Origin of the sequence: Vibrio sp. 5S239, from assembly GCF_041439575.1 — a bacterium.
In the GTDB taxonomy this organism is placed as follows: domain Bacteria; phylum Pseudomonadota; class Gammaproteobacteria; order Enterobacterales; family Vibrionaceae; genus Vibrio; species Vibrio kanaloae.
Genome location: NZ_JBGOOM010000033.1, coordinates 19,551 through 38,590, shown reverse-complemented (window position 1 = coordinate 38,590; position 19,040 = coordinate 19,551). Strand labels below are relative to the sequence as shown.

Annotated in this window: 19 protein-coding genes; 15 read left to right on the top strand and 4 right to left on the bottom strand. The window is 42.8% G+C overall.

Annotated features, from left to right (window positions below; all coding sequences use genetic code 11):
* A partial coding sequence (locus ACED48_RS19250; RefSeq protein ID WP_371726459.1) for an ATP-binding protein occupies positions 1-803 on the top strand: 803 nt, incomplete at its 5' end.
* A gap of 175 nt (positions 804-978) precedes the next feature.
* Here the strand turns inward: ACED48_RS19250 and ACED48_RS19245 are convergent.
* Positions 979-1,638 (bottom strand): PilZ domain-containing protein, encoded by a 660-nt coding sequence (locus ACED48_RS19245; protein ID WP_017058673.1) that lies wholly within the window; start codon positions 1,636-1,638, stop codon positions 979-981.
* 196 nt (positions 1,639-1,834) lie between these two features.
* Here ACED48_RS19245 and ACED48_RS19240 point away from each other — a divergent pair, with 196 nt between their 5' ends.
* Positions 1,835-2,185, top strand: coding sequence for a HopJ type III effector protein (locus ACED48_RS19240; RefSeq protein WP_017058672.1), 351 nt, complete (start codon positions 1,835-1,837; stop codon positions 2,183-2,185).
* Between the two features lie 87 nt (positions 2,186-2,272).
* Here ACED48_RS19240 and ACED48_RS19235 read toward each other — a convergent pair whose 3' ends face one another.
* Positions 2,273-2,581, bottom strand: a complete 309-nt coding sequence (locus tag ACED48_RS19235) for a DUF1289 domain-containing protein (RefSeq protein ID WP_077681677.1) — start codon at positions 2,579-2,581, stop codon at positions 2,273-2,275.
* 160 nt (positions 2,582-2,741) lie between these two features.
* On the opposite strand from ACED48_RS19235, the gene yegD reads away from it, so the two are divergent.
* The 4 genes from yegD to ACED48_RS19215 all read left to right on the top strand — a co-directional run bounded on the left by yegD (position 2,742) and on the right by ACED48_RS19215 (position 7,450).
* Positions 2,742-4,094: a molecular chaperone gene (yegD, locus tag ACED48_RS19230; protein WP_017058670.1), complete on the top strand. Its 1,353-nt coding sequence runs from the start codon at positions 2,742-2,744 to the stop codon at positions 4,092-4,094.
* Between the two features lie 521 nt (positions 4,095-4,615).
* Positions 4,616-5,659: a porin gene (locus tag ACED48_RS19225; RefSeq protein ID WP_017058669.1), complete on the top strand. Its 1,044-nt coding sequence runs from the start codon at positions 4,616-4,618 to the stop codon at positions 5,657-5,659.
* 300 nt (positions 5,660-5,959) lie between these two features.
* The gene (locus ACED48_RS19220) at positions 5,960-6,592 is read left to right on the top strand and encodes a fumarylacetoacetate hydrolase family protein (protein ID WP_029627319.1); all 633 of its coding nucleotides are present in this window, start codon (positions 5,960-5,962) and stop codon (positions 6,590-6,592) included.
* A 225-nt stretch (positions 6,593-6,817) separates the two neighbouring features.
* A complete protein-coding gene (locus ACED48_RS19215) occupies positions 6,818-7,450 on the top strand; it encodes a LysE family translocator (RefSeq protein ID WP_017058667.1) in 633 nt (210 codons plus the stop codon).
* Between the two features lie 103 nt (positions 7,451-7,553).
* Here ACED48_RS19215 and ACED48_RS19210 read toward each other — a convergent pair whose 3' ends face one another.
* Positions 7,554-9,260 (bottom strand): phospho-sugar mutase, encoded by a 1,707-nt coding sequence (locus ACED48_RS19210; protein ID WP_017058666.1) that lies wholly within the window; start codon positions 9,258-9,260, stop codon positions 7,554-7,556.
* A 457-nt stretch (positions 9,261-9,717) separates the two neighbouring features.
* Between ACED48_RS19210 and coxB the strand changes: the two genes are divergently transcribed.
* Genes coxB through ACED48_RS19190 form a run of 4 tightly spaced genes read left to right on the top strand, consistent with a single transcriptional unit; the run spans position 9,718 to position 14,163 of the window.
* Positions 9,718-10,920 (top strand): cytochrome c oxidase subunit II, encoded by a 1,203-nt coding sequence (coxB, locus tag ACED48_RS19205; protein ID WP_017058665.1) that lies wholly within the window; start codon positions 9,718-9,720, stop codon positions 10,918-10,920.
* A complete protein-coding gene (ctaD, locus tag ACED48_RS19200) occupies positions 10,917-12,599 on the top strand; it encodes a cytochrome c oxidase subunit I (protein ID WP_017058664.1) in 1,683 nt (560 codons plus the stop codon). The genes coxB and ctaD overlap by 4 nt, the downstream gene beginning before the upstream one ends.
* A gap of 11 nt (positions 12,600-12,610) precedes the next feature.
* A complete protein-coding gene (locus ACED48_RS19195; RefSeq protein ID WP_017058663.1) occupies positions 12,611-13,240 on the top strand; it encodes a cytochrome c oxidase assembly protein in 630 nt (209 codons plus the stop codon).
* A gap of 38 nt (positions 13,241-13,278) precedes the next feature.
* Positions 13,279-14,163: a cytochrome c oxidase subunit 3 gene (locus tag ACED48_RS19190; RefSeq protein WP_017058662.1), complete on the top strand. Its 885-nt coding sequence runs from the start codon at positions 13,279-13,281 to the stop codon at positions 14,161-14,163.
* 44 nt (positions 14,164-14,207) lie between these two features.
* Here ACED48_RS19190 and ACED48_RS19185 read toward each other — a convergent pair whose 3' ends face one another.
* On the bottom strand, positions 14,208-14,438 hold the full coding sequence (locus ACED48_RS19185) for a DUF2909 domain-containing protein (RefSeq protein WP_017058661.1): 231 nt from the start codon (positions 14,436-14,438) through the stop codon (positions 14,208-14,210).
* On the opposite strand from ACED48_RS19185, the gene ACED48_RS19180 reads away from it, so the two are divergent.
* The 5 genes from ACED48_RS19180 (at position 14,350) to ACED48_RS19160 (ending at position 18,746) form a co-directional block, all read left to right on the top strand.
* Entirely contained in the window at positions 14,350-15,231 is an 882-nt protein-coding gene (locus ACED48_RS19180; protein ID WP_084026617.1) for an SURF1 family protein, read from the top strand. The two genes, ACED48_RS19185 and ACED48_RS19180, sit on opposite strands and share 89 nt — an antisense overlap.
* Before the next feature lie 76 nt (positions 15,232-15,307).
* A complete protein-coding gene (locus ACED48_RS19175) occupies positions 15,308-15,916 on the top strand; it encodes a hypothetical protein (RefSeq protein WP_017058659.1) in 609 nt (202 codons plus the stop codon).
* Between the two features lie 79 nt (positions 15,917-15,995).
* Positions 15,996-17,051 carry a heme A synthase gene (locus ACED48_RS19170; RefSeq protein WP_017058658.1) on the top strand — a complete coding sequence of 352 codons (1,056 nt, stop codon included), beginning with the start codon at positions 15,996-15,998 and terminating at the stop codon, positions 17,049-17,051.
* Positions 17,041-18,015 (top strand): heme o synthase, encoded by a 975-nt coding sequence (gene cyoE / locus ACED48_RS19165; RefSeq protein ID WP_017058657.1) that lies wholly within the window; start codon positions 17,041-17,043, stop codon positions 18,013-18,015. The genes ACED48_RS19170 and cyoE overlap by 11 nt, the downstream gene beginning before the upstream one ends.
* 377 nt (positions 18,016-18,392) lie before the next feature.
* Positions 18,393-18,746 (top strand): hypothetical protein, encoded by a 354-nt coding sequence (locus ACED48_RS19160; RefSeq protein WP_017058656.1) that lies wholly within the window; start codon positions 18,393-18,395, stop codon positions 18,744-18,746.
* The last annotated feature ends 294 nt before the right edge of the window (positions 18,747-19,040 follow it).

Below are 19,040 nucleotides of genomic sequence, written 5' to 3'. Positions count from 1 at the left end.
CTGACCAAGTTCGACTGAACCAGATTATGTTTAATCTATTGAGCAATGCCCTTAAGTTTACTCATCAAGGTGGTATTTCTGTCGGTTTTGAGATCGATAGTATTTTTAACTCCGATAAAGCCAGCTTAATCGTTCGAGTGAAAGATAGCGGCATTGGTATTGATGACAGTAAAATTGAGGCTGTTTTTGAACCGTTTGTTCAAGCTGAAGAAACGACGACTCGTGAATATGGTGGTACAGGCTTGGGGTTAACAATTGTAAAAAACCTTGTCGATATGCTTAAAGGAGATATTCACGTTCGTAGTATCAAAGGCCAAGGTTCAGAATTCATAATCGAGATCCCTATTGAGTTGCATTCAGAGCCCTCGTTGGATTCAAAACAACGACCAAAGATGGAGCCTCAGACACTATTTGATCGGTCTTTGGAAGTTTTACTCGTGGAAGACAATCATACCAATGCGTTTATCGCTCAAGCTTTTTGCAAAAAGTATGGAATGGTTGTTACTTGGGCAAAAGATGGTTTAGAAGCTTTGGAGATGGCAAAGGCGAATAAGTTTGACCTCATTTTAATGGACAACCAACTTCCGAACTTAGGTGGGGTTGAAACGACTCAACAATTGAGAAGTGAGATTGGTATACGGACTCCTATTTACGCGTGCACCGCTGATACTCAAAAGTCGACCCGAGACCGTTTTTTTGGCGCGGGGGCAAATTACGTGATTGTAAAGCCGATCAAGGAAGATACGCTACACCAAGCTTTTGTTCATTTTAAACACTCTTACTGGAATGAGATTAATCATTAGTTTTATAAGCATTAGTTCTATAAGCATTAGTTTTAGCGGCTTAGTACTGTTCAACCAGTATTGATGAACCGGTATTCGGTGGTCAAAGAACGGTTTGGCTCACCATTTTTTTGCTATAAAGCTCTTGGTTTAATCGCTCTTTATTACTGTATCTCACAATTTCAATATTAGAAAATTATGAAGAACCGGCCACAAAAGCTTGCTCTAAAAGCCGTGTTTTCAATTCATCACTAATATTTAGGTGATCTGGGAATTGAATTCCTAGTAACCAACCTTGGCCTTGTCTTTTCTTACTCACTACTTTATGGATAAGTTCGTCATCCAAATATTCACTTAGGATTGAGTTTACTTTGATTTTCCAGCCAATATCTATATCTGTTGGTTGCGCGATATAGACACCACAACCAGAGGCAGAAAAATCCACTAGTGTTGCGTCAAGCGACAGAGTATCAAAGTTGACTTCACAATCGAGGCATACTTTGTATCTTTCATGTTCGCGGATCGGTTTGGTAGCAAAATTGGAAGGTGGGCGAAGAAAGAGAAGATGTGCTGGTGAGGTTATATGAGCGAGTACATTGGTTTTAAACGCAATAATATGTCCTAACTCAGTATCAGTAATCGCACGAACAATAATATCAACGTTGATAAGCTTTCTAAGTGTTAGTGCTTCAGTCGCTTTTTGTGAGAGATCTAAGATCAGGTACTGATCTTCTTTGTGCCCTATATAGAGTGTACTAATTTGGATTGAGTCATCAGGGCCAAATTCCAACACACCCGCTGTTTTTGTACCTGGCTTAAGGTATCTAAACAGTTCTACGTTTTTATCTTTATGCATATTCGTTATTGAACAATGTTAATCATTTAATGAAATAATATAACGTCATGATAATACTATGTCATTAGTTTCATTAAGGTGATTGCAGGTGTTGAGTGAAAAGATGAATCACTTTTCAGAGTAAACTGTAGGGCTTACTCTTACCGTAAAACAATATAAACTATTGTCTGTTATGTACTTAATGGAGAATAAGTAAATGGAACTGGAAACTTTCTTAGACATACTGCAACAAGCACCTGAAAGCGTTCAATTTGAAGATACAATGCAAGTGATAGACAGGTATTATGACTTCTCTGTAACTGAATTCAGTAATGGCGATGTGGTCAATGCGGTAGGGCAGAACAATGGTTCATGTAAGATTTTTGCCTTTGGTCTAGCGTTAGGACTTTCAGCAGAGCAAACATTGGCTTGTTTTGGGCAGTTTTATCGAAATGATGTGCTAGGTTTTCCTGATAATACCGACCATCAAAATATTCGAAACTTCATGATTTATGGTTGGAGTGGAGTAGAGTTCTCTCGGCCAGCACTGGTTGTAAAAGCTAAGTAATCACTCATTTAGTTAATTGTGTCTTGAAGCGAGGTAATGGTATCTCGCTTCTCTTCGCGTTCTAGTGGAAGTTCATAGGAACAAAAACTACTGAATAGGTAAGGCAGATAGACACTTGCGGCACATGCAAACTCCAGCCTTTGGGATATTGCCGGTATCACGTTTTTCTAGCTCAAAGCACCAACAGGTTTCTTTACCTGCACTGATATCGCATTGTGCTGGTTCATTGCATGCTGGGCATTGGTGAGTAGAGTTAATGCCACTCAGATTATTCATCACCAACTCTCTTTCGCCTTCAGATAACCCTTTCCAGCCTATAATCTCATCCATTGTTCGATGGCACCCACTGCATATACCGCCATTATTTTTACAAGCCGCTCGGCAAGGTGTTTTCATTTATTTGACCCGTGATTCATTTGTGCTGAAATGTAGCATATTTGTTTTCCTTTGCAGAGCCTTATAAACCAAGAAGTGACCTAGTAAAATCAACAAATGACCTCGTAATTTTGAGGATTTTCATGTAGCATCTCGTCCCTTTTGTCGAGTGGGGGATATTATGTTTATCGGATTTGATTATGGGACTGCGAACTGTTCTGTTGCGGCAATGGTAAATGGGGAGCCAAGTCTATTACCGCTAGAAGGTAAAAAACACTATATTCCCTCAACCGTGTTTGCTCCAACTCGTGAAAGTGTTTCCGAGCATCTCTTTCGCCATTTAAATATTAAGCCTAGCGATGCCGTTGGTGAGCAGGTGTTACGACGCGCGATTGCATTTAACCGAGAAGAAAGTATCGATTTGGTGCCGGAAGACATGGCATTTGGTCAGGCTGCATTAGATCTATATTTAGAAGACCCTCGTGATGTTTACTACGTTAAATCTCCTAAGTCTTTCCTTGGCGCAAGTGGTTTGCATGATGTGCAAGTGAGTTTTTTCGAAGATTTAGTGTGCGCCATGATGGCGAATATTAAACACCAAGCCGAGCGCACGACTCAAGAACAGATCAAACAAGCGGTTATCGGCCGACCAATTAACTTTCATGGTCGCGGCGGTGAAGAGGCAAACAGACAAGCAGAAGACATCCTTACTCGCGCAGCTAAACGTGCTGGCTTCCTTGATATCGCCTTTCAATTTGAGCCAGTAGCCGCAGGCCTAGATTACGAAAGCACCTTGACTGAAAATCAAACGGTACTAGTGGTTGATATTGGTGGTGGTACCACCGACTGTTCATTGTTAGAAATGGGCCCGAGTGGGTCTAATCAAGCGGATCGCACTCAAAGCTTACTGGCACACAGTGGACAAAGGGTAGGGGGGAATGACCTCGATATTTATCTAGCGTTCAAACAATTGATGTCTCCTTTCGGTATGGGCAGTAAAGGTACAACGGGCATTGATATGCCTTTGACTCAATTCTGGAACCCTATTGCGATTAATAATGTCGAAGCTCAAAAGAACTTCTATTCTCGCGAAAACCTGGCGGCCTTGAAGTTACTTCGTAAAGAAGCTTCAGAGCCTCAAAAGCTAGACCGTTTGATGAAGGTTTATCACGATACTTTAGGTTACAGCATTGTACGCAGAGCTGAAGAAGCCAAGATTGCACTAGCAGAATCTTCTCAATATCGAGCAGCGATTAATGTAGCGTCTGAACTGGTTGAAGTGGATATCTCTGTTGCACAGATGATTGCTGCCATTGAAACACCAAAATCAAAAATGATTGAGTTGGTGACAGAGGCGATACAACAAGGTCAGAAGAAGCCCGATGTAATTTACATGACAGGTGGTTCCGCGCGTTCACCGATACTTCGCGAAGCAGTACAACAAACAGTGCCTAATGTGCCTATTGTAAGTGGAAACTACTTCGGTTCTGTAACTGCAGGTTTGGCTCGTTGGGCTGAGGTTTGTTTTAAATAGTAGATTAAGCCGTTTAGCTATGAAAGGGCTTGAAGTAACAATGTAGCTGACAGATAGGGTAATTGGTCTTCGACTGGTTGCCCTTTTTTATGTCTAACGCTTTTGTCAATAAACAGTGGCATATCGATGTATTGCTTGCTTCGGGTTCTGTGATTTTGCCTTTGATTAAAAGATTCCAAATGTTACAGAATATTTCCGGGAAAGAACCTCTCTATTCATGGTAAATCTGTTTTTCTTTTTTTTTGATTTTAAATGCTTTTTTAGTGATTTAAAAATCAAAAAAGTTAATTGCATTAATATAAATAAAACACAATAGTTTCGTTGTGGTGTTTTATTAGTTTGTTGTTTTTATTTGGTTTTTTGTTTTCTATAGCATTGTTGTTTTTATTTTATATATTTTAATGCAACTTTTTGTCATTCATCGATTAGTGTTTGCCTACTTGTTAAATGTAGTTAACAACTTCTCTTATCAATGTGAGGTTGTTAGTGAATAATTCACCCAGTTACAAATGGATATGACAATGAATAAGAAACTTTTGGCGCTAGCGATTTCTGGTGCGGTATTTGGTACACAGGCAGTTGCAGTAGAGCTTTACAATGAAGATGGCACAACATTCTCAGTTGGCGGCCATGTTTCAGTTGCAGTTGGTGATGTAAATAGCGATGACCGTATCAGCGAAGACGATATTGGCGTAGAGGCTGTTTCTCCACGTATTAACTTCAATGCTACTCATGAGCTTGGCAATGGCTTCACAGCAGATGCTAAAGGTGAGTGGGCGCTAAATATGTTAGACGGTGGTGATGAATCATTCGCAACACGTTTAGGTTACTTAGGTCTAACTCATGAAGACTTCGGTCGTGGTGTTGTGGGTACTCAATGGGCACCATACTATAACGTTGCTGGTGTTGCAGATATGCCAATCGCATTCGCGAATGATTTCATCTACGACGATCACGGTAACCTAGGTACTGGTCGTGGTGAAGAGATGGTTAGCTACGGTAACGCTATCGATTTTGGTAACGCTGGTTCTCTAAACGTAGGGGTTGCATGGCAAGGTCGTAAAGTCGCTGATTCGAATAAATATGGCAACCGTGCTCAAATCGCATTGAACTACGCTATCTCTGATTTCACAGCAAACTACGCATACAACACTGGTGATGTTACGTTTGGTAACATCGGCGGCGGTTCTAAAACTGCTGATTCAAATGTAGTAAGTGCTACTTACGGTTCTTATGGTTCAGAAGGTCTATTCTTAGCTGGTGTTTACGCTATGAACAACTACATGAACTCAAGCGCTGGTGTTGCTCTTGAAGAAACGGTAGCTGTTGAATTACTGGCATCTTACGCGCTATCCAACAGCCTTAACCTAAGTGTCAACTACGAAGCAGTAGAAGACGACAAGATGAGCGAAACTGTGTTTGCTACTACTGCTCTACAAGCTGAATACAACTTTACGTCTCAGTTCGTAGGCTTTGCTGGCTACCAATTCGACCTACAAGGTTCTGGCGTTTACAAAGAAAAAGCTGACGATCAATGGCTTCTTGGTGCTCGTTACTACCTATAAGTCGCAGACTTATTTAGCATAGCGTTTACTCCTTAGGTTTACCTTTTAGGATACTGTCCTAGACGCCATGCTAAGCCCTCTCAGCCTTCTGGTTCGAGAGGGCTTTTTTCGTTTTGAACTTTTGTTTTGGGTTTCTGTTTTGAACTGTTATTTCGCATTGCTGCGATCTCCGTATAAAAGCTTTCAAATCATTGAATTGAGTTAAAGATCAGAATTTAGAGACTGGTAACCATCTTGTCGAAGATTCTCTTCTTCTGATACGGTAAACTTTGTATCCCAAGAATAGTTCAGGGATAAACTATGAGCAGCGTTATAAATCAGGAGCAAGTGATGAACTCGAAACGAACAGCAATACCCACTAAAGTCTTGTGTGTAGGGCGTAACTATGTCGATCACATTGAAGAGCTCAACAATACTATCCCTGACGCAATGGTGGTTTTTAACAAGCCGAGTACCAGCGTGACTTCTTCTTTATGTTCTTTTCATCAAGAAGCGTTGCATTACGAAGCTGAAATCTGCTTTATTGTTGAAAATGGTCAGTATTCTGCTGTAGGACTTGGATTAGACTTAACTAAACGAGAGTTACAAAGTAACTTAAAAGCGAAAGGCTTACCGTGGGAACGAGCCAAAGCCTTCGATGGCTCTGCTGTATTGAGTCGTTTTGTGCCAACTGAACATTTAGATTTGTCTGACTTAAATCTAGAGCTGTTTATTAATTGTGTCCGCGTGCAAAAAGGACATGTGGAGCAAATGCTTTACTCCCCACAGACCATTCTTGAAGAGTTATCTTCTTATACAACTTTGTTAGATGGTGATGTTGTGATGACAGGAACACCGAAAGGTGTCGGAGAAGTGCACCGAGATGATATATTCCTTGGCCGTCTAAAGTGTGGTGAAACTACTCTGATTGAGATCGAATGGGTTGCAAGTTGATGCTAAAGTTTTACGGCAGAGTCTCCTAGCAGATAACGAGTTAAATATAAGCGGTACTTTGTTAATTGGACTAAACAGTTATATTTAATTAGTTGTAAAATTTGCATAATGACCAAAATCTGGTTTTTAATTCGAGCTAACTGAAGGATCTCAATGGATTAGATCTGGAAGGGCGTTGGCAATTGATATAAAATTCGACTCCATTTTTTATCAATATTAGAACTCATGATCGACTTAGCCATCTTACCTGTTTACTTGACAGCCGTTGTCGCCCTCCTGCTTTTGCCCGGCCCTGATATGTTGCTTATCGCAAGCTCGAGTATGAGTTATGGACGTAAAGTTGGTTTGTTCGCGAGCCTAGGTAATGCGACGTCTGGAATTATTCTTACCGTATTAGCTGCTATGGGGGTCTCTGCGTTGATCGCAATGAGCCCAATAGCTTTGAAAGTACTGCACTTGTTAGGTGGTACTTACTTATTAAAAATGGGGTGGGATTGCCTGCGAACAGAGCAGGGGAATGCACCTGAGTTAAGCAACAACTCTGCCGCCAAGTCGTATTACCAAAGAGCACTTATTAGCAATTTGCTTAATCCCAAAGCGTTAGTTTTCTTTGTTATGTTTTTACCTCAATTTGTATCTACGAATATTGAAGCTACCTCGGGCGAACAGATGCTCATACTGGGTTTGTTGTTGAATATTTTAGGCTTAACCTTCAATTTTTTATTGGTCGCTTTAGTGGGGACAATAGGTAAATCTCTTTTGGAAAACGCACAGTTTCGTAACTATCAACAAAAAGTGATGGGCGGAGTTTTCATTGTGTTGGCCATGTGGATGCTGTCTTCTTTCTTTACTTCGTAAACATCCAACTCAAACATATTATCGCGGTTGACCGCTGAGAAAGATGGACGCTTAGAGCGTCCATCTTTTGTTTTTATCCGTCATATGTTGAACATACCAATAGTTAAGAATTCAGTTCTTGCTGGTGTCGTTCAATCAGTCTATTCATATATTCCTCACCGCGCAGACGAGTGTCATCGTACGTTTCTGTTCCTTCAAGCTTTGTCACCGTTTCATAGTAAACCTTAACTTTAGGCTCGGTTCCTGAAGGTCGTACGATAATGCGCGAGCCATCTTCAAGGTGATAGATGAGTACATCACTTGAAGGCAGGTTAATCGCTTCGGTCTGACCACCCACGACAAAACGCAAAGACGACTGTAGATCTTCAATCATAGAGATAGCAACACCGTTGATGGCTTTAGGTTGTGCCGCTCGGAGTTTAGACCCAATGGACGGTGAATCTGGGTCGAGCGCGATACTTCGTTGTGCGTTGGTATAGACGCCATGTTCAAACGAAATTTGCGCAAGAAGATCCCAAACGGTTCGACCTTGAGACTTTAGCTCCTCAACCAATTGAGCAAAGATGACGATAGCAGACAGCCCATCTTTATCACGTACTTGAGTACCAATTGTGTAACCTAGAGCCTCTTCATAAGCGAATAAGAACTCATTCTGTTTATCTTCTAACTGCATACCAATATTGGCCAACCATTTGAAGCCTGTCAGTGTTTGGAAGTAGCTAGCACCATGAGATTGCGCTACTTTTTCAAGTAAGGTTGAAGATACGATACTGTTACCAACCAACTGGTTTTTTGTGTGTGGCTTCGATAACAAATAATGCGCGAATAACACACCCACTTGGTCTCCCGTTAGCATCTTGTATGAGGCATCTTCAGTTCGGACAGCAACGGCGAACCGATCTGCATCTGGATCGTTGGCGCAAGCAATGTCGGCATCGACACTTTTCGCTAAGTTGACCACAAGATCCATTGCCCCTTTTTCTTCTGGGTTTGGGAAGTTAACGGTCGGGAAGTTGCCATCGGGCTCTCTTTGCTCCGTTACGCTGAACACTTTGTGAAACCCTGCATCGTGTAGAACGTCCTCTGCCATTTGTGCTCCCACACCATGCATTGCAGTGTAGGCAATGGTTGTATTCGCCGATTCTATCCCTTTATTCACATACGGACTTTGACTAATGGCGGCACGGTACGTTTGGTAGTAGCCTTCGGTTAACCATACTAAGTTACCTTGTTGTTCAGCATCACTTAGGCTAATCAAAGGAATCGGCTTAGTCGATGCTATGTCGATTTCAGCGGCAATGCCCGCATCGTGGGGGGGAATGATTTGAGCGCCATTTTCCCAGTACACTTTGAAACCATTATATTCCGGAGGGTTGTGGCTGGCAGTCACGACAACAGCAGCGGCAGCATTGAAATGTTTGATACCAAAAGCAACGATAGGCGTCGCCGCAACATTAGCGGTTAGGTAAACCTTAATACCTAAAGCTGTGAGTACAGAAGCGGTATCCATTGCGAATTGCTTTGAATCCAAACGGCCGTCATAGCCAACTATCACTCCACGGATAGCGGTATTGGCAACATGTTTAATCAAGTAATGTCCAAGCCCTGTTGCCGTTTCTTGTATGACCAAGCGATTCATTCTATTCGGGCCACATCCTACTTTGCCCCGCAATCCCGCCGTTCCGAACTCTAGGCGTTGAGTAAAGCGGTCATCTAATTCGTCGTGCATTCCCTCATCGATGAGATGTTGCAGCTCTTCACGAGTTCTTGGATCTGGGTCTCTCGTTAACCAGTTCATCGCATCTTGCATAATTACTAAACCTTATAATGTCGGTATGACTTCCTATGGGTTTAAATTAAGTGATATTGATTATCATTTCCATGAAGGCAATCGTAAAACTCAATATAAAATAAATTCCAACGGCAGCAGAAAGGCGTATAGATTAAGCCTCTTTAGATAATTGACTGTTTAGCAAGTAAACTTATCTTGAACAATTGGATATCACTAACTAGCCTTTCATATAAATATAACAAAATTTAACAAATTCGCCGTTTTTGAATCTTTCGTTAAAACCTTCGATGCTTATGAGCTGTGTAAGTTCATAGACTGATAAGAATCTAGCAGTCGATTTTTGGAGGTCGCTACGTGAGTTGTCGATTGAGATTCAGCCTTTTCATGTGTATTCGGAATAGCAACGACTGTGATCCGATTCACAGCGATATTTAGGTCGCAAGTATCCAATCTAGGAAGGATAAGGAGAAATCTTTTGAAAAGATTACTGGTTAGGCTAGCGTGGCTTTTGAATGGTTTTGTTGTTGTTTTAGTAACACCTTTGGTGAATGCAAGCAGTGAATACAACATGACACAAGGCGTCACCGAGATCAGTGGTAAGGTATATGAACTTCATATGCTGATCTTCTACATTTGCTGTGCGATCGCCTTTGTTGTTTTTGGTGTAATGTTTTATTCCATTTTGAGGCACCGAAAGTCGAAGGGAGCGGTGGCTGCCCATTTTCACGAAAGCACTAAAGTTGAAATCCTTTGGACCATCATTCCAATCATTATTCTCATCGCTATGGCCATCCCAGCTACTAAGACCTTGATAGCGATGGAAGACACCTCCCAGTCAGATCTCACCGTAAAAATTACTGGTTCACAATGGAAATGGCATTACAGCTATTTTGGCGAAGATGTTGAGTTTTTTAGCCTTTTGGCAACTAGTGATAAAGAGATTGATGGCATCGAAGTAAAAGGGGCGCATTACTTGTTGGAAGTTGATAATCCGCTAGTACTCCCTATCGATCGTAAAGTTCGATTTTTAATGACTTCCGACGATGTTATCCACTCATGGTGGGTACCAGCCTTTGCCGTTAAAAAAGACACGATTCCTGGGTTTATTAACGAGGCGTGGACAAAAATAGATGAACCTGGTGTTTATCGAGGCCAGTGTGCTGAATTATGTGGTCGAGCACATGGGTTTATGCCAATAGTCGTGCATGCTATGGAAGAAGAAGATTTTGATGCATGGCTAGCAACGCAGAAAGAGTTGGCGATAGCCACACAGCAAGCAGCACAAGATGCATTAGATGCGTCACTCTCTTTAGAAGAACTCAATTCCCTCGGTGAAGATGTCTATAAAAGTCGATGTGCGGTTTGTCATCAAGTCAATGGGGGAGGGATTCCGGGGGCTTTTCCTGCAATTAAAGGCAGTCCTGTTGCTCTTGGCGATGTAGACGTGCATATCGACACTATCGTTTACGGTCGTGGTGGCACGGCAATGCAAGCATTCGATAACCAGTTAACCGAGAAAGAGATCGCAGCAGTCGTCACCTACCAAAGAAACGCATGGGGTAATGATACGGGCGATGTTGTGCAGGCTTCAGATATTAACGCTTACAAAAGCAAACAATCAGGTGGCACTGAAAGCTCAACGGATGAAGTGCAAGACAATGCTAAGGAGCAGTTATGAGTTCACCAATCCATAAGTCAGTGAAATCGGCTCCTGCAGAAGAACTGGCGGTTTCTCATGCTAGTGAAAATACATTGGATACTAGCGAAGGGACATTGAATGGTACTGATGCTGACGCCAAAGCCCATTATTTACATGGTGCGCCCAAGGGGTGGGCTCGCTGGTTGTATTCGACTAACCACAAAGATATAGGAACACTTTATTTGTGGTTTAGCTTCACCATGTTTTTAATTGGTGGTGCTATGGCGATGGTGATTAGGGCCGAGTTGTTCCAACCAGGGCTACAACTCGTTGAACCGGATTTCTTTAACCAAATGACGACCGTCCACGGTTTAATTATGGTGTTTGGTGCTGTGATGCCTGCTTTCACAGGTTTAGCTAACTGGATGATCCCGATGATGATCGGTGCGCCGGATATGGCGTTGCCGCGGATGAACAACCTTAGCTTCTGGATTTTACCTTTTGCTTTCTTAATATTAATTGGCTCTTTGTTTACAGAGGGAGGCGGCCCAAATTTTGGTTGGACATTTTATGCTCCGCTCTCGACGACTTATGGCCCTGATAGTACGGCGTTGTTTGTATTCTCTGTCCATATCATGGGGATCAGCTCGATCATGGGTGCTATCAACGTCATCGTGACTATCGTCAACATGAGAGCTCCGGGTATGACGTGGTTCAAGCTTCCTATGTTCGTATGGACTTGGTTAATCACGGCTTTCCTTTTGATAGCTGTGATGCCCGTGCTCGCCGGTGCTGTAACTATGGTACTCACCGACAAGTACTTTGGGACGAGCTTCTTTGACGCCGCTGGTGGTGGGGATCCGGTGATGTTCCAGCACATTTTCTGGTTCTTTGGTCACCCCGAAGTGTACATTATGATCTTACCGTCGTTTGGTATTGTCTCTGCGATCATTCCTACATTCAGTGGTAAACGCTTATTTGGCTATCACTCCATGGTGTACGCGACCTGCAGTATTGCTCTGTTGTCATTCTTGGTTTGGGCACATCACATGTTCACTACTGGTATGCCAGTATTTGCAGAACTGTTCTTCATGTACTGCACCATGTTGATTGCGGTGCCTACTGGTGTGAAAGTCTTTAACTGGGTGGCTACTATGTGGCGAGGAGCTTTAACCTTTGAAACACCAATGCTGTTTGCTATCGCCTTTATCGTTCTATTTACGATTGGTGGGCTATCTGGACTGATGCTCGCCATCGTGCCTGCTGATTTCCAATATCACGACACCTATTTTGTAGTGGCTCACTTCCACTACGTTCTGGTGACGGGGGCCGTGTTCTCGATAATGGCGGCGGCGTACTACTGGTTGCCTAAATGGACCGGACATATGTACGACCACAAGCTCAGTCTGTGGCATTTTTGGACCTCAGTTATATCGGTCAATGTCCTTTTCTTTCCTATGCACTTCTTAGGTTTAGCAGGCATGCCGCGTCGCATTCCAGACTACGCCATCCAGTTTGCCGATGTTAACCAAGTGGTGTCGATAGGTGGCTTTGCATTCGGTTTGTCCCAGTTGATTTTCTTATGGCTAGCCGTCAAATGTGTAAGAGGCGGAGAGCCTGCACCGAGCAAACCGTGGGAAAGAGCGGAAGGATTAGAATGGACAGTAGCAAGTCCTGCCCCTCACCATACTTTTACTCATCCCCCTAAAATAGATTGAGGAGATGAGATATGGACAACAGACAAAGCAACCAAAACCGCAACGCTGAGCAGCCAAGACGTTCAACCAAGAAGCTGACGGGTTATTTGTTACTGAGCGTGATAGGCATGTTTGGCTTCGGCTTCGCTTTGGTGCCGCTCTACGATGTCATGTGTGAAGCCTTGGGGATTAATGGCAAAACCAATACCGTTTCTGCCGTGCAACCGCAAGGAATGCAGCCTGACTACTCTCGTACAATTCGAGTGGAATTTATGTCTCACATTAAGCCAGATATGCCATGGCAATTTTCCCCCGAAGCGCGTGTATTAGAGGTTCACCCTGGTCAGGTCATTCAAACGAATTATTTTGCTAAAAACCTATCAGGTGCTTCGTTGGTTGGACAAGCCGTGCCGTCGGTGTCTCCGGGAATGGGGGCTACCTACTTCAATAAGATGGAGTGCTTTTGCTTTAACCAGCAACCATTAGGCGGGTATAAGAGCGCTGAAATGGGTTTGATATTTTATATTGAGCCTGACATCCCAGAATCAATACATACGCTTACGCTCTCTTATACGTTGTTTAACATCACGAATCAGGTGAGTGGAGAGGCAAGTAAGCCTGAAGTGAGCACATCAACATCGAGCACACTCGCAAGTAACTAAGACATTACAGAACCAGAATCAACAAAAGGAGTTGAGCGATGAGTTCTAAAAAGGAAGTGTATTTCGTTCCACATCAAAGCCACTGGCCATTAGTCGGCGCCGTTGCACTGTTTTTGGTCGCGGTTGGTGCTGGCTTGACGGTGCAAAACATGGGTACCGGATCCGCTGGTGGCGTGTTTGGAAAAGTAGTGCTGTTCGTTGGGTTTGTTGTTCTGCTTTATATGCTCGCAGGTTGGTTTAGCAATGTGATTACGGAATCATTAAGTGGCCTCTATTCCGAACAAATATCTCGTTCTTTTCGACAAGGGATGAGTTGGTTTATCTTTTCCGAAATCATGTTTTTCGGTGCTTTCTTTGGTGCACTTTTTTACGCTCGTATGATATCAGTTCCGTGGATTGGCGGTGCAGGCAACAATGCAATGACCCATGAAGTGTTGTGGCCGATGTTTCAGTCGATATGGCCGCTAACCACCACACCAGATGGTGTGACTACACAAGCAATGCCTTGGCAAGGCATCCCGCTTAAGAACACGATTATCCTTTTGCTATCATCTGTAACGTTGCACATGGCACATATCAGTCTTGAACAGAACAAGCGGATGGCTTTGATCGTGTGGTTGGAGATAACCATTGTGCTGGCTGGCTTCTTCCTATTCTTCCAAGTTGAAGAGTACCTTCATGCGTATCAAGAGATGGGGCTGACACTTCAGTCCGGTATCTACGGTAACACCTTCTTTTTACTGACTGGGTTTCATGGCTTGCATGTCTGTTTAGGAACGATTTTTTTGATTGTGTTGCTGGCGAGAGTTGCGAAAGATCATTTCTCTACAAAAGATCACTTTGCGTTTCAAGCGGGCAGTTGGTATTGGCACTTTGTTGATGTGGTTTGGTTAGGGTTATTCGTGTTTGTCTATGTACTTTAACTAGATATCCAACGGCTTTCATGATGTGCCCAGCCTATATTGAGTTAATAAGGTCGCGGGTTAGGAGTAATAACACCAGAGCCTAAAGCGATTAATAGCAATAGCACTACGATGGCTGACAGCATTACACGGCGGCCCAAGAAATGACTGAGTCTTTTTCCATTGTATTTGCCTGAGGCGATTTGGATGAGACCTTTCATTAAGTTGAAGACAACGAAGAACAGCAAAGCGACCAACACAATTTTCAATAACAACACAAAGGTAGATGACGCCATAGTGATAACTCCAAACAGTTCGAATGATGATGAACATAAGTTCAGCAGTAAAGGTTTTTGGATAGCGGCTGTTTTAACTGTGGTTTCAGTCGGCGTTTTAATCAAGTTGGGTGTGTGGCAGTTAGACCGAGGTAACGAGAAACTACGTTATGAGCAGCAGTTATTGGAAAGATCGCAACAATCTTCTAGGGCATTGGATATCGTGCTTTCTGATTGGAGAGGGACAGATTTACGAGCGCAAGAACCATCGAGTCCACAAACCTTAAATGGTTTAAAGGTCGATATTGAGTTAGCGAAGCCGAGTGGATTAATCCTCTTGCTGGATAACCAGATAAACCAAGGCATGGTGGGGTATGTGATTTACATGTTGGGCGAAACTCAAACTCAGGACGGAAGAAAGCAGCTCTTGATCGATCTTGGATTTGTTGCGGCAAGTAACGACAGAAAAAAACTGCCTCAATTAGGAAGCATCACACTACCAACGAATATGTCAGGACGTTTGTATGTACGTTCAGTGAACCCACTAAGTCAGGAACTGGGATTAGAAAACACAACACCGAAACGAATTCAGAACATCAATATACAAGCGTTATCACAGTACACCGGTCAAGAGGTGCTGCCCTTTATATTTCAGCCACAGAGCTTAGGTTCATGGCCATATGAAATGTTATGGCGACCGTCGGCAATGAAATCAGAGAAACACTTTGGTTACTCATTTCAATGGTTCGTCATGGCAGCGGTACTGCTATTTTTGATGTTATTGGTTGGATATAGGTACATGAAGCAGAAGTAGGCACTTAAAACTGCTATAGACATTGAAAGTCGAGATTGCGACAGCGTAAAGGAAGCACCTAACACAGGGAATAAAGATGGATAAGTCTCAAGCACAAACTAACAAAGAGCGTACTGATGCTAATTTAGCTGCGTTCAAGCAGCGTCGATCTCGTGGTCGTCTTGTACTCGTTGGACTGATTTTGATCTTCACCTTGCCCGCAATTGTCGCTAAAACCGTGTTAGAGCAAAATTGGTACACATCCGGTGTGACGAATTCGGGCGAATTAGTTGAACCAAGAATGACGTTAAAGGACCTAGGCTTAACGGCTCCGATGGAAGCTAAGGGCTGGTTAGTGGGGTACATAGCGCCAACAGAGTGTGAAGGCTTGTGTGAACAACAGCTTTACTATTTGAATCAAAGTTACTTAGCGTTAGGGAAAAATAAAGAGCGAGTGACGGCGGTTGTTTTTGTCTCAGAGGGCAACTCATTGCCAGCAGCGCTGAATAAATCGGATTTGTCATTTATGGCTGGTGGTGATGAGTTGAGTACCGAGTTCGCACCGGCTTCTATCATCATTATCGATCCTTTTGGTCAGCTCGTCATGGAATATAAAAGCGTCTCTGAACCGTCGCAGTTAGTCGGTCAGTCTAAAGGCATGATTCATGATCTTAGAAAATTACTTAAATTGTCCCGAGTAGGATAGTGCGGAAGGTTGGGTGATGGCTACTGGGTGTCAGAAGTTAGCTGCTAGGATCTGTGACTAAGTATAGGGAGATACCAAAATGCATAATAAAGCCCCGAAATTACTCATGTTTGCTATGAGAGTGACTATTTTACTGACCCTTACAGTAATCGTACTCGGCGCTTATACTCGTTTATCTGATGCTGGCCTTGGTTGCCCGGATTGGCCGGGCTGTTATGGAAAAATCACCGTACCTTCCAATACACTAGCAGTGAATGAAGCAAATATTCAGTTTCCAGAACGAGCGCTTGAAGCAGAAAAAGCTTGGATAGAGATGATACATCGCTACTTTGCTGGTTTCTTAGGGCTTCTTATCTTTGTCGTTGTCGCTTGGTGTATTAAAAAGAGTATCACCTCTGTTGAACTTCCCTTGCTTATTTCTGCCACTGTGATTTTTCAGGCTTTATTAGGCATGTGGACAGTGACGCTCAAGTTGATGCCCGTTGTGGTTATGGCGCACTTGATGGGGGGCTTCACATTGTTATCTCTCCTTTGCTTGCTCTATTGCCGTCTGTCTCAACTCCAAAGTCGATTTGGTGACGCTACGTATACATCATCACTTAAAGCTTGGGCGCTGTGTGGATTATTAATTGTGGTGGGACAGATACTGCTTGGTGGCTGGACATCGTCAAATTATGCCGCTTTAGTGTGTACGCAACTACCGATATGTGAAGGGAACTGGGTAAGTTATCTCGATTTCAAAAATGCTTTCGACTTTACCCAACACGGTCATGACAATTATGAGTTTGGTGTGTTGGATTACCCCGCAAGGCTTACCATACATGTCATGCACAGGTTTGGGGCTATCGTCGCGACTTTAACCGTGCTAATGGTGGCGTACCAACTGTGGAAGTTCGGCAAAGTACCTCAGCAAAAACTGAGCGTGGTTGTAGTGATAGTGTTGTTTACCCAAATCACTCTAGGGGTCAGCAACGTATGGTTTCATCTACCTATTTTTGTCGCGGTTTTGCACAATCTAGTAGCGGCGATGTTGCTGATCAGTATGGTTGTGACGAATTTTGTGGTTTGGCAACCAAAACCGAGGGAATACTTGGTGAAGAACAATGTATTACAAGGAGGTAATCATGGTCAGTAGAACGTCAACACGACATGAATTGGTGGTTCAAGAGAGAGCTTCAAGTCAAGAGATTGCTGTCAACAATGAAATTGCTTCAAACAGTGAGTTGGCCTCGAAAAACAACGCCACTTGGAAGGTCTATTTAACACTGACTAAACCAAAGGTGGTAGCGTTGATGTTGCTCACGGCATTGGTAGGTATGTGTTTGGCTGTACCCAATGGATTACCTTTGCAACAAACTTTGTTTGGAATGATTGGAATAGGGTTGATGGCGGGCTCGGCAGCTGCGTTTAATCACTTGATTGATAAAAAGATCGATGGACAAATGTCTCGAACAAGCCGACGTCCTTTACCATCTGGTGAGCTCAGTAGCATGCGTGTGTTCAGCTTCGCTGCTGGTATTGGTTTGCTTGGCTTTGTTACATTAGTGCTATGGGTCAATCAACTCACTGCTTGGCTAACCTTTGCAAGTTTATTGGGCTATGCGGTGATTTATACCATGTACTTGAAGCGAGCTACGCCTCAGAACATCGTTATAGCTGGGATCGCAGGCGCGATGCCACCTTTGCTGGGGTGGACAGCAGTCACCAATGAATTGCATTCAAACGCTTGGTTGTTGGTGATGATCATCTTTATTTGGACACCTCCGCACTTTTGGGCTCTGGCGATTCATCGTCGTGACGAATATGCCAAAGTGAACATTCCTATGTTGCCAGTGACTCATGGGATCGAATACACCAAAACGTCTATTTTGCTTTATACATTTTTGCTTAGCGTTGTGTGTGTATTGCCAGTATTGGTCGGTATGAGTAGTTGGATATACTTAAGTGCTTCATTAGTACTGAATATTGGGTTTGTGTACCACGCATGGGTACTCAAATATTGTGACAAGCCTAATATGGCAATGAAGACTTTTAAGTTTTCTATCTATCATCTTATGATCTTGTTTGTTGCTCTTCTAGCTGATCACTATCTGCTTTGATTATTATGTACTTCGCTTACTTGCACTAAACAACGCCAGTCTACGTATTCTTTGAGTAAGAAAACGGATGTTCAGACATCCGTTTTTATCTATATACCTAGTTGTTAAAAATAGATATTTAGCTGTTAAAAGTGGAATCTTTGAAGCAAGCGCTCTAGAAATCAATTCATTTAATGTCAGAGTTTGCCTATGTGGGCAACGTTTAGTTGGTACTGGGGTGCTGTTTGCTGTGATTGTTTTATAGCCATCATGCTTTGTCCCTATAACCAAATTGTACGCTTATACAAACTAAACCTTTGGTTTCCATTAACCTAGCCCTGACATGCTATGTGTGAAAAGACGGACAATTGATTGATATGAATTATAAAGGAGTCACTATGGAATTCACCGAACAAGACAGAGATGCGTTGTATCAAACGTGGATGTCTCAAAAGTCTCGAATGCGTATTACCCAGATGGAGTTTTCAAAGAAGTTGGGAATGAATCAACTTGATTTCTCAAGAGTGCTAAAAGGGGAGACCCCATTAACCATGTCATTCATCAGTCACTTCTGTCGATTGCTGCATTTAGAGCCTAGAAATGTGTTTCCTTCGCTCAAAGAAGGCATAGATTCAGGGCCTAAAGTTGTCTATTTAAAAAGTAGAATGAGTGTTGATGGGGAAATTCAAAATGCCTATATAGAAGGAAATCAGGTGATCGTAGAGTATGCACACACTGTTCAACATGACTAATATTAAAACTAGCTTCGAATTGTAACTCCTTTATCTACAACCTTTTATTATATTGTTTGTCATTCTCGTTTGAGTTTTCACTCATAGCTAATGCACTATAAAACCTTTAAACTTTATCTCCCTTAATCTAGCCAGCATTTACTACGACTGGCATTAAATCGGCAGACGATTTTCACAACCCACCAAGGTTAGCAGTTCAAGTATTGATCTTTTGATGCGCAGAAAGACGCAAAGCGCCACTAACTATTGGGTTCGACGTTTAGGTGATACTCTATAGAGCATAATGAAGCATAG

Bases quoted from the DNA above. Each gene is read 5' to 3' on its own strand.
- ACED48_RS19170 (WP_017058658.1), top strand. From the start codon at position 15,996: ATGCATAATAAAGCCCCGAAATTACTCATGTTTGCTATGAGAGTGACT.
- ACED48_RS19160 (WP_017058656.1), top strand. From the start codon at position 18,393: ATGGAATTCACCGAACAAGACAGAGATGCGTTGTATCAAACGTGGATG.
- ACED48_RS19185 (WP_017058661.1), bottom strand. From the start codon at position 14,438: ATGGCGTCATCTACCTTTGTGTTGTTATTGAAAATTGTGTTGGTCGCT.
- ACED48_RS19210 (WP_017058666.1), bottom strand. From the start codon at position 9,260: ATGCAAGATGCGATGAACTGGTTAACGAGAGACCCAGATCCAAGAACT.
- ACED48_RS19220 (WP_029627319.1), top strand. From the start codon at position 5,960: ATGAGCAGCGTTATAAATCAGGAGCAAGTGATGAACTCGAAACGAACA.
- yegD (WP_017058670.1), top strand. From the start codon at position 2,742: ATGTTTATCGGATTTGATTATGGGACTGCGAACTGTTCTGTTGCGGCA.
- ACED48_RS19240 (WP_017058672.1), top strand. From the start codon at position 1,835: ATGGAACTGGAAACTTTCTTAGACATACTGCAACAAGCACCTGAAAGC.
- ACED48_RS19190 (WP_017058662.1), top strand. From the start codon at position 13,279: ATGAGTTCTAAAAAGGAAGTGTATTTCGTTCCACATCAAAGCCACTGG.
- ACED48_RS19195 (WP_017058663.1), top strand. From the start codon at position 12,611: ATGGACAACAGACAAAGCAACCAAAACCGCAACGCTGAGCAGCCAAGA.
- ACED48_RS19180 (WP_084026617.1), top strand. From the start codon at position 14,350: ATGAGACCTTTCATTAAGTTGAAGACAACGAAGAACAGCAAAGCGACC.
- ACED48_RS19175 (WP_017058659.1), top strand. From the start codon at position 15,308: ATGGATAAGTCTCAAGCACAAACTAACAAAGAGCGTACTGATGCTAAT.
- ACED48_RS19225 (WP_017058669.1), top strand. From the start codon at position 4,616: ATGAATAAGAAACTTTTGGCGCTAGCGATTTCTGGTGCGGTATTTGGT.
- ACED48_RS19235 (WP_077681677.1), bottom strand. From the start codon at position 2,581: ATGAAAACACCTTGCCGAGCGGCTTGTAAAAATAATGGCGGTATATGC.
- cyoE (WP_017058657.1), top strand. From the start codon at position 17,041: ATGGTCAGTAGAACGTCAACACGACATGAATTGGTGGTTCAAGAGAGA.
- ACED48_RS19245 (WP_017058673.1), bottom strand. From the start codon at position 1,638: ATGCATAAAGATAAAAACGTAGAACTGTTTAGATACCTTAAGCCAGGT.
- ACED48_RS19215 (WP_017058667.1), top strand. From the start codon at position 6,818: ATGATCGACTTAGCCATCTTACCTGTTTACTTGACAGCCGTTGTCGCC.
- ctaD (WP_017058664.1), top strand. From the start codon at position 10,917: ATGAGTTCACCAATCCATAAGTCAGTGAAATCGGCTCCTGCAGAAGAA.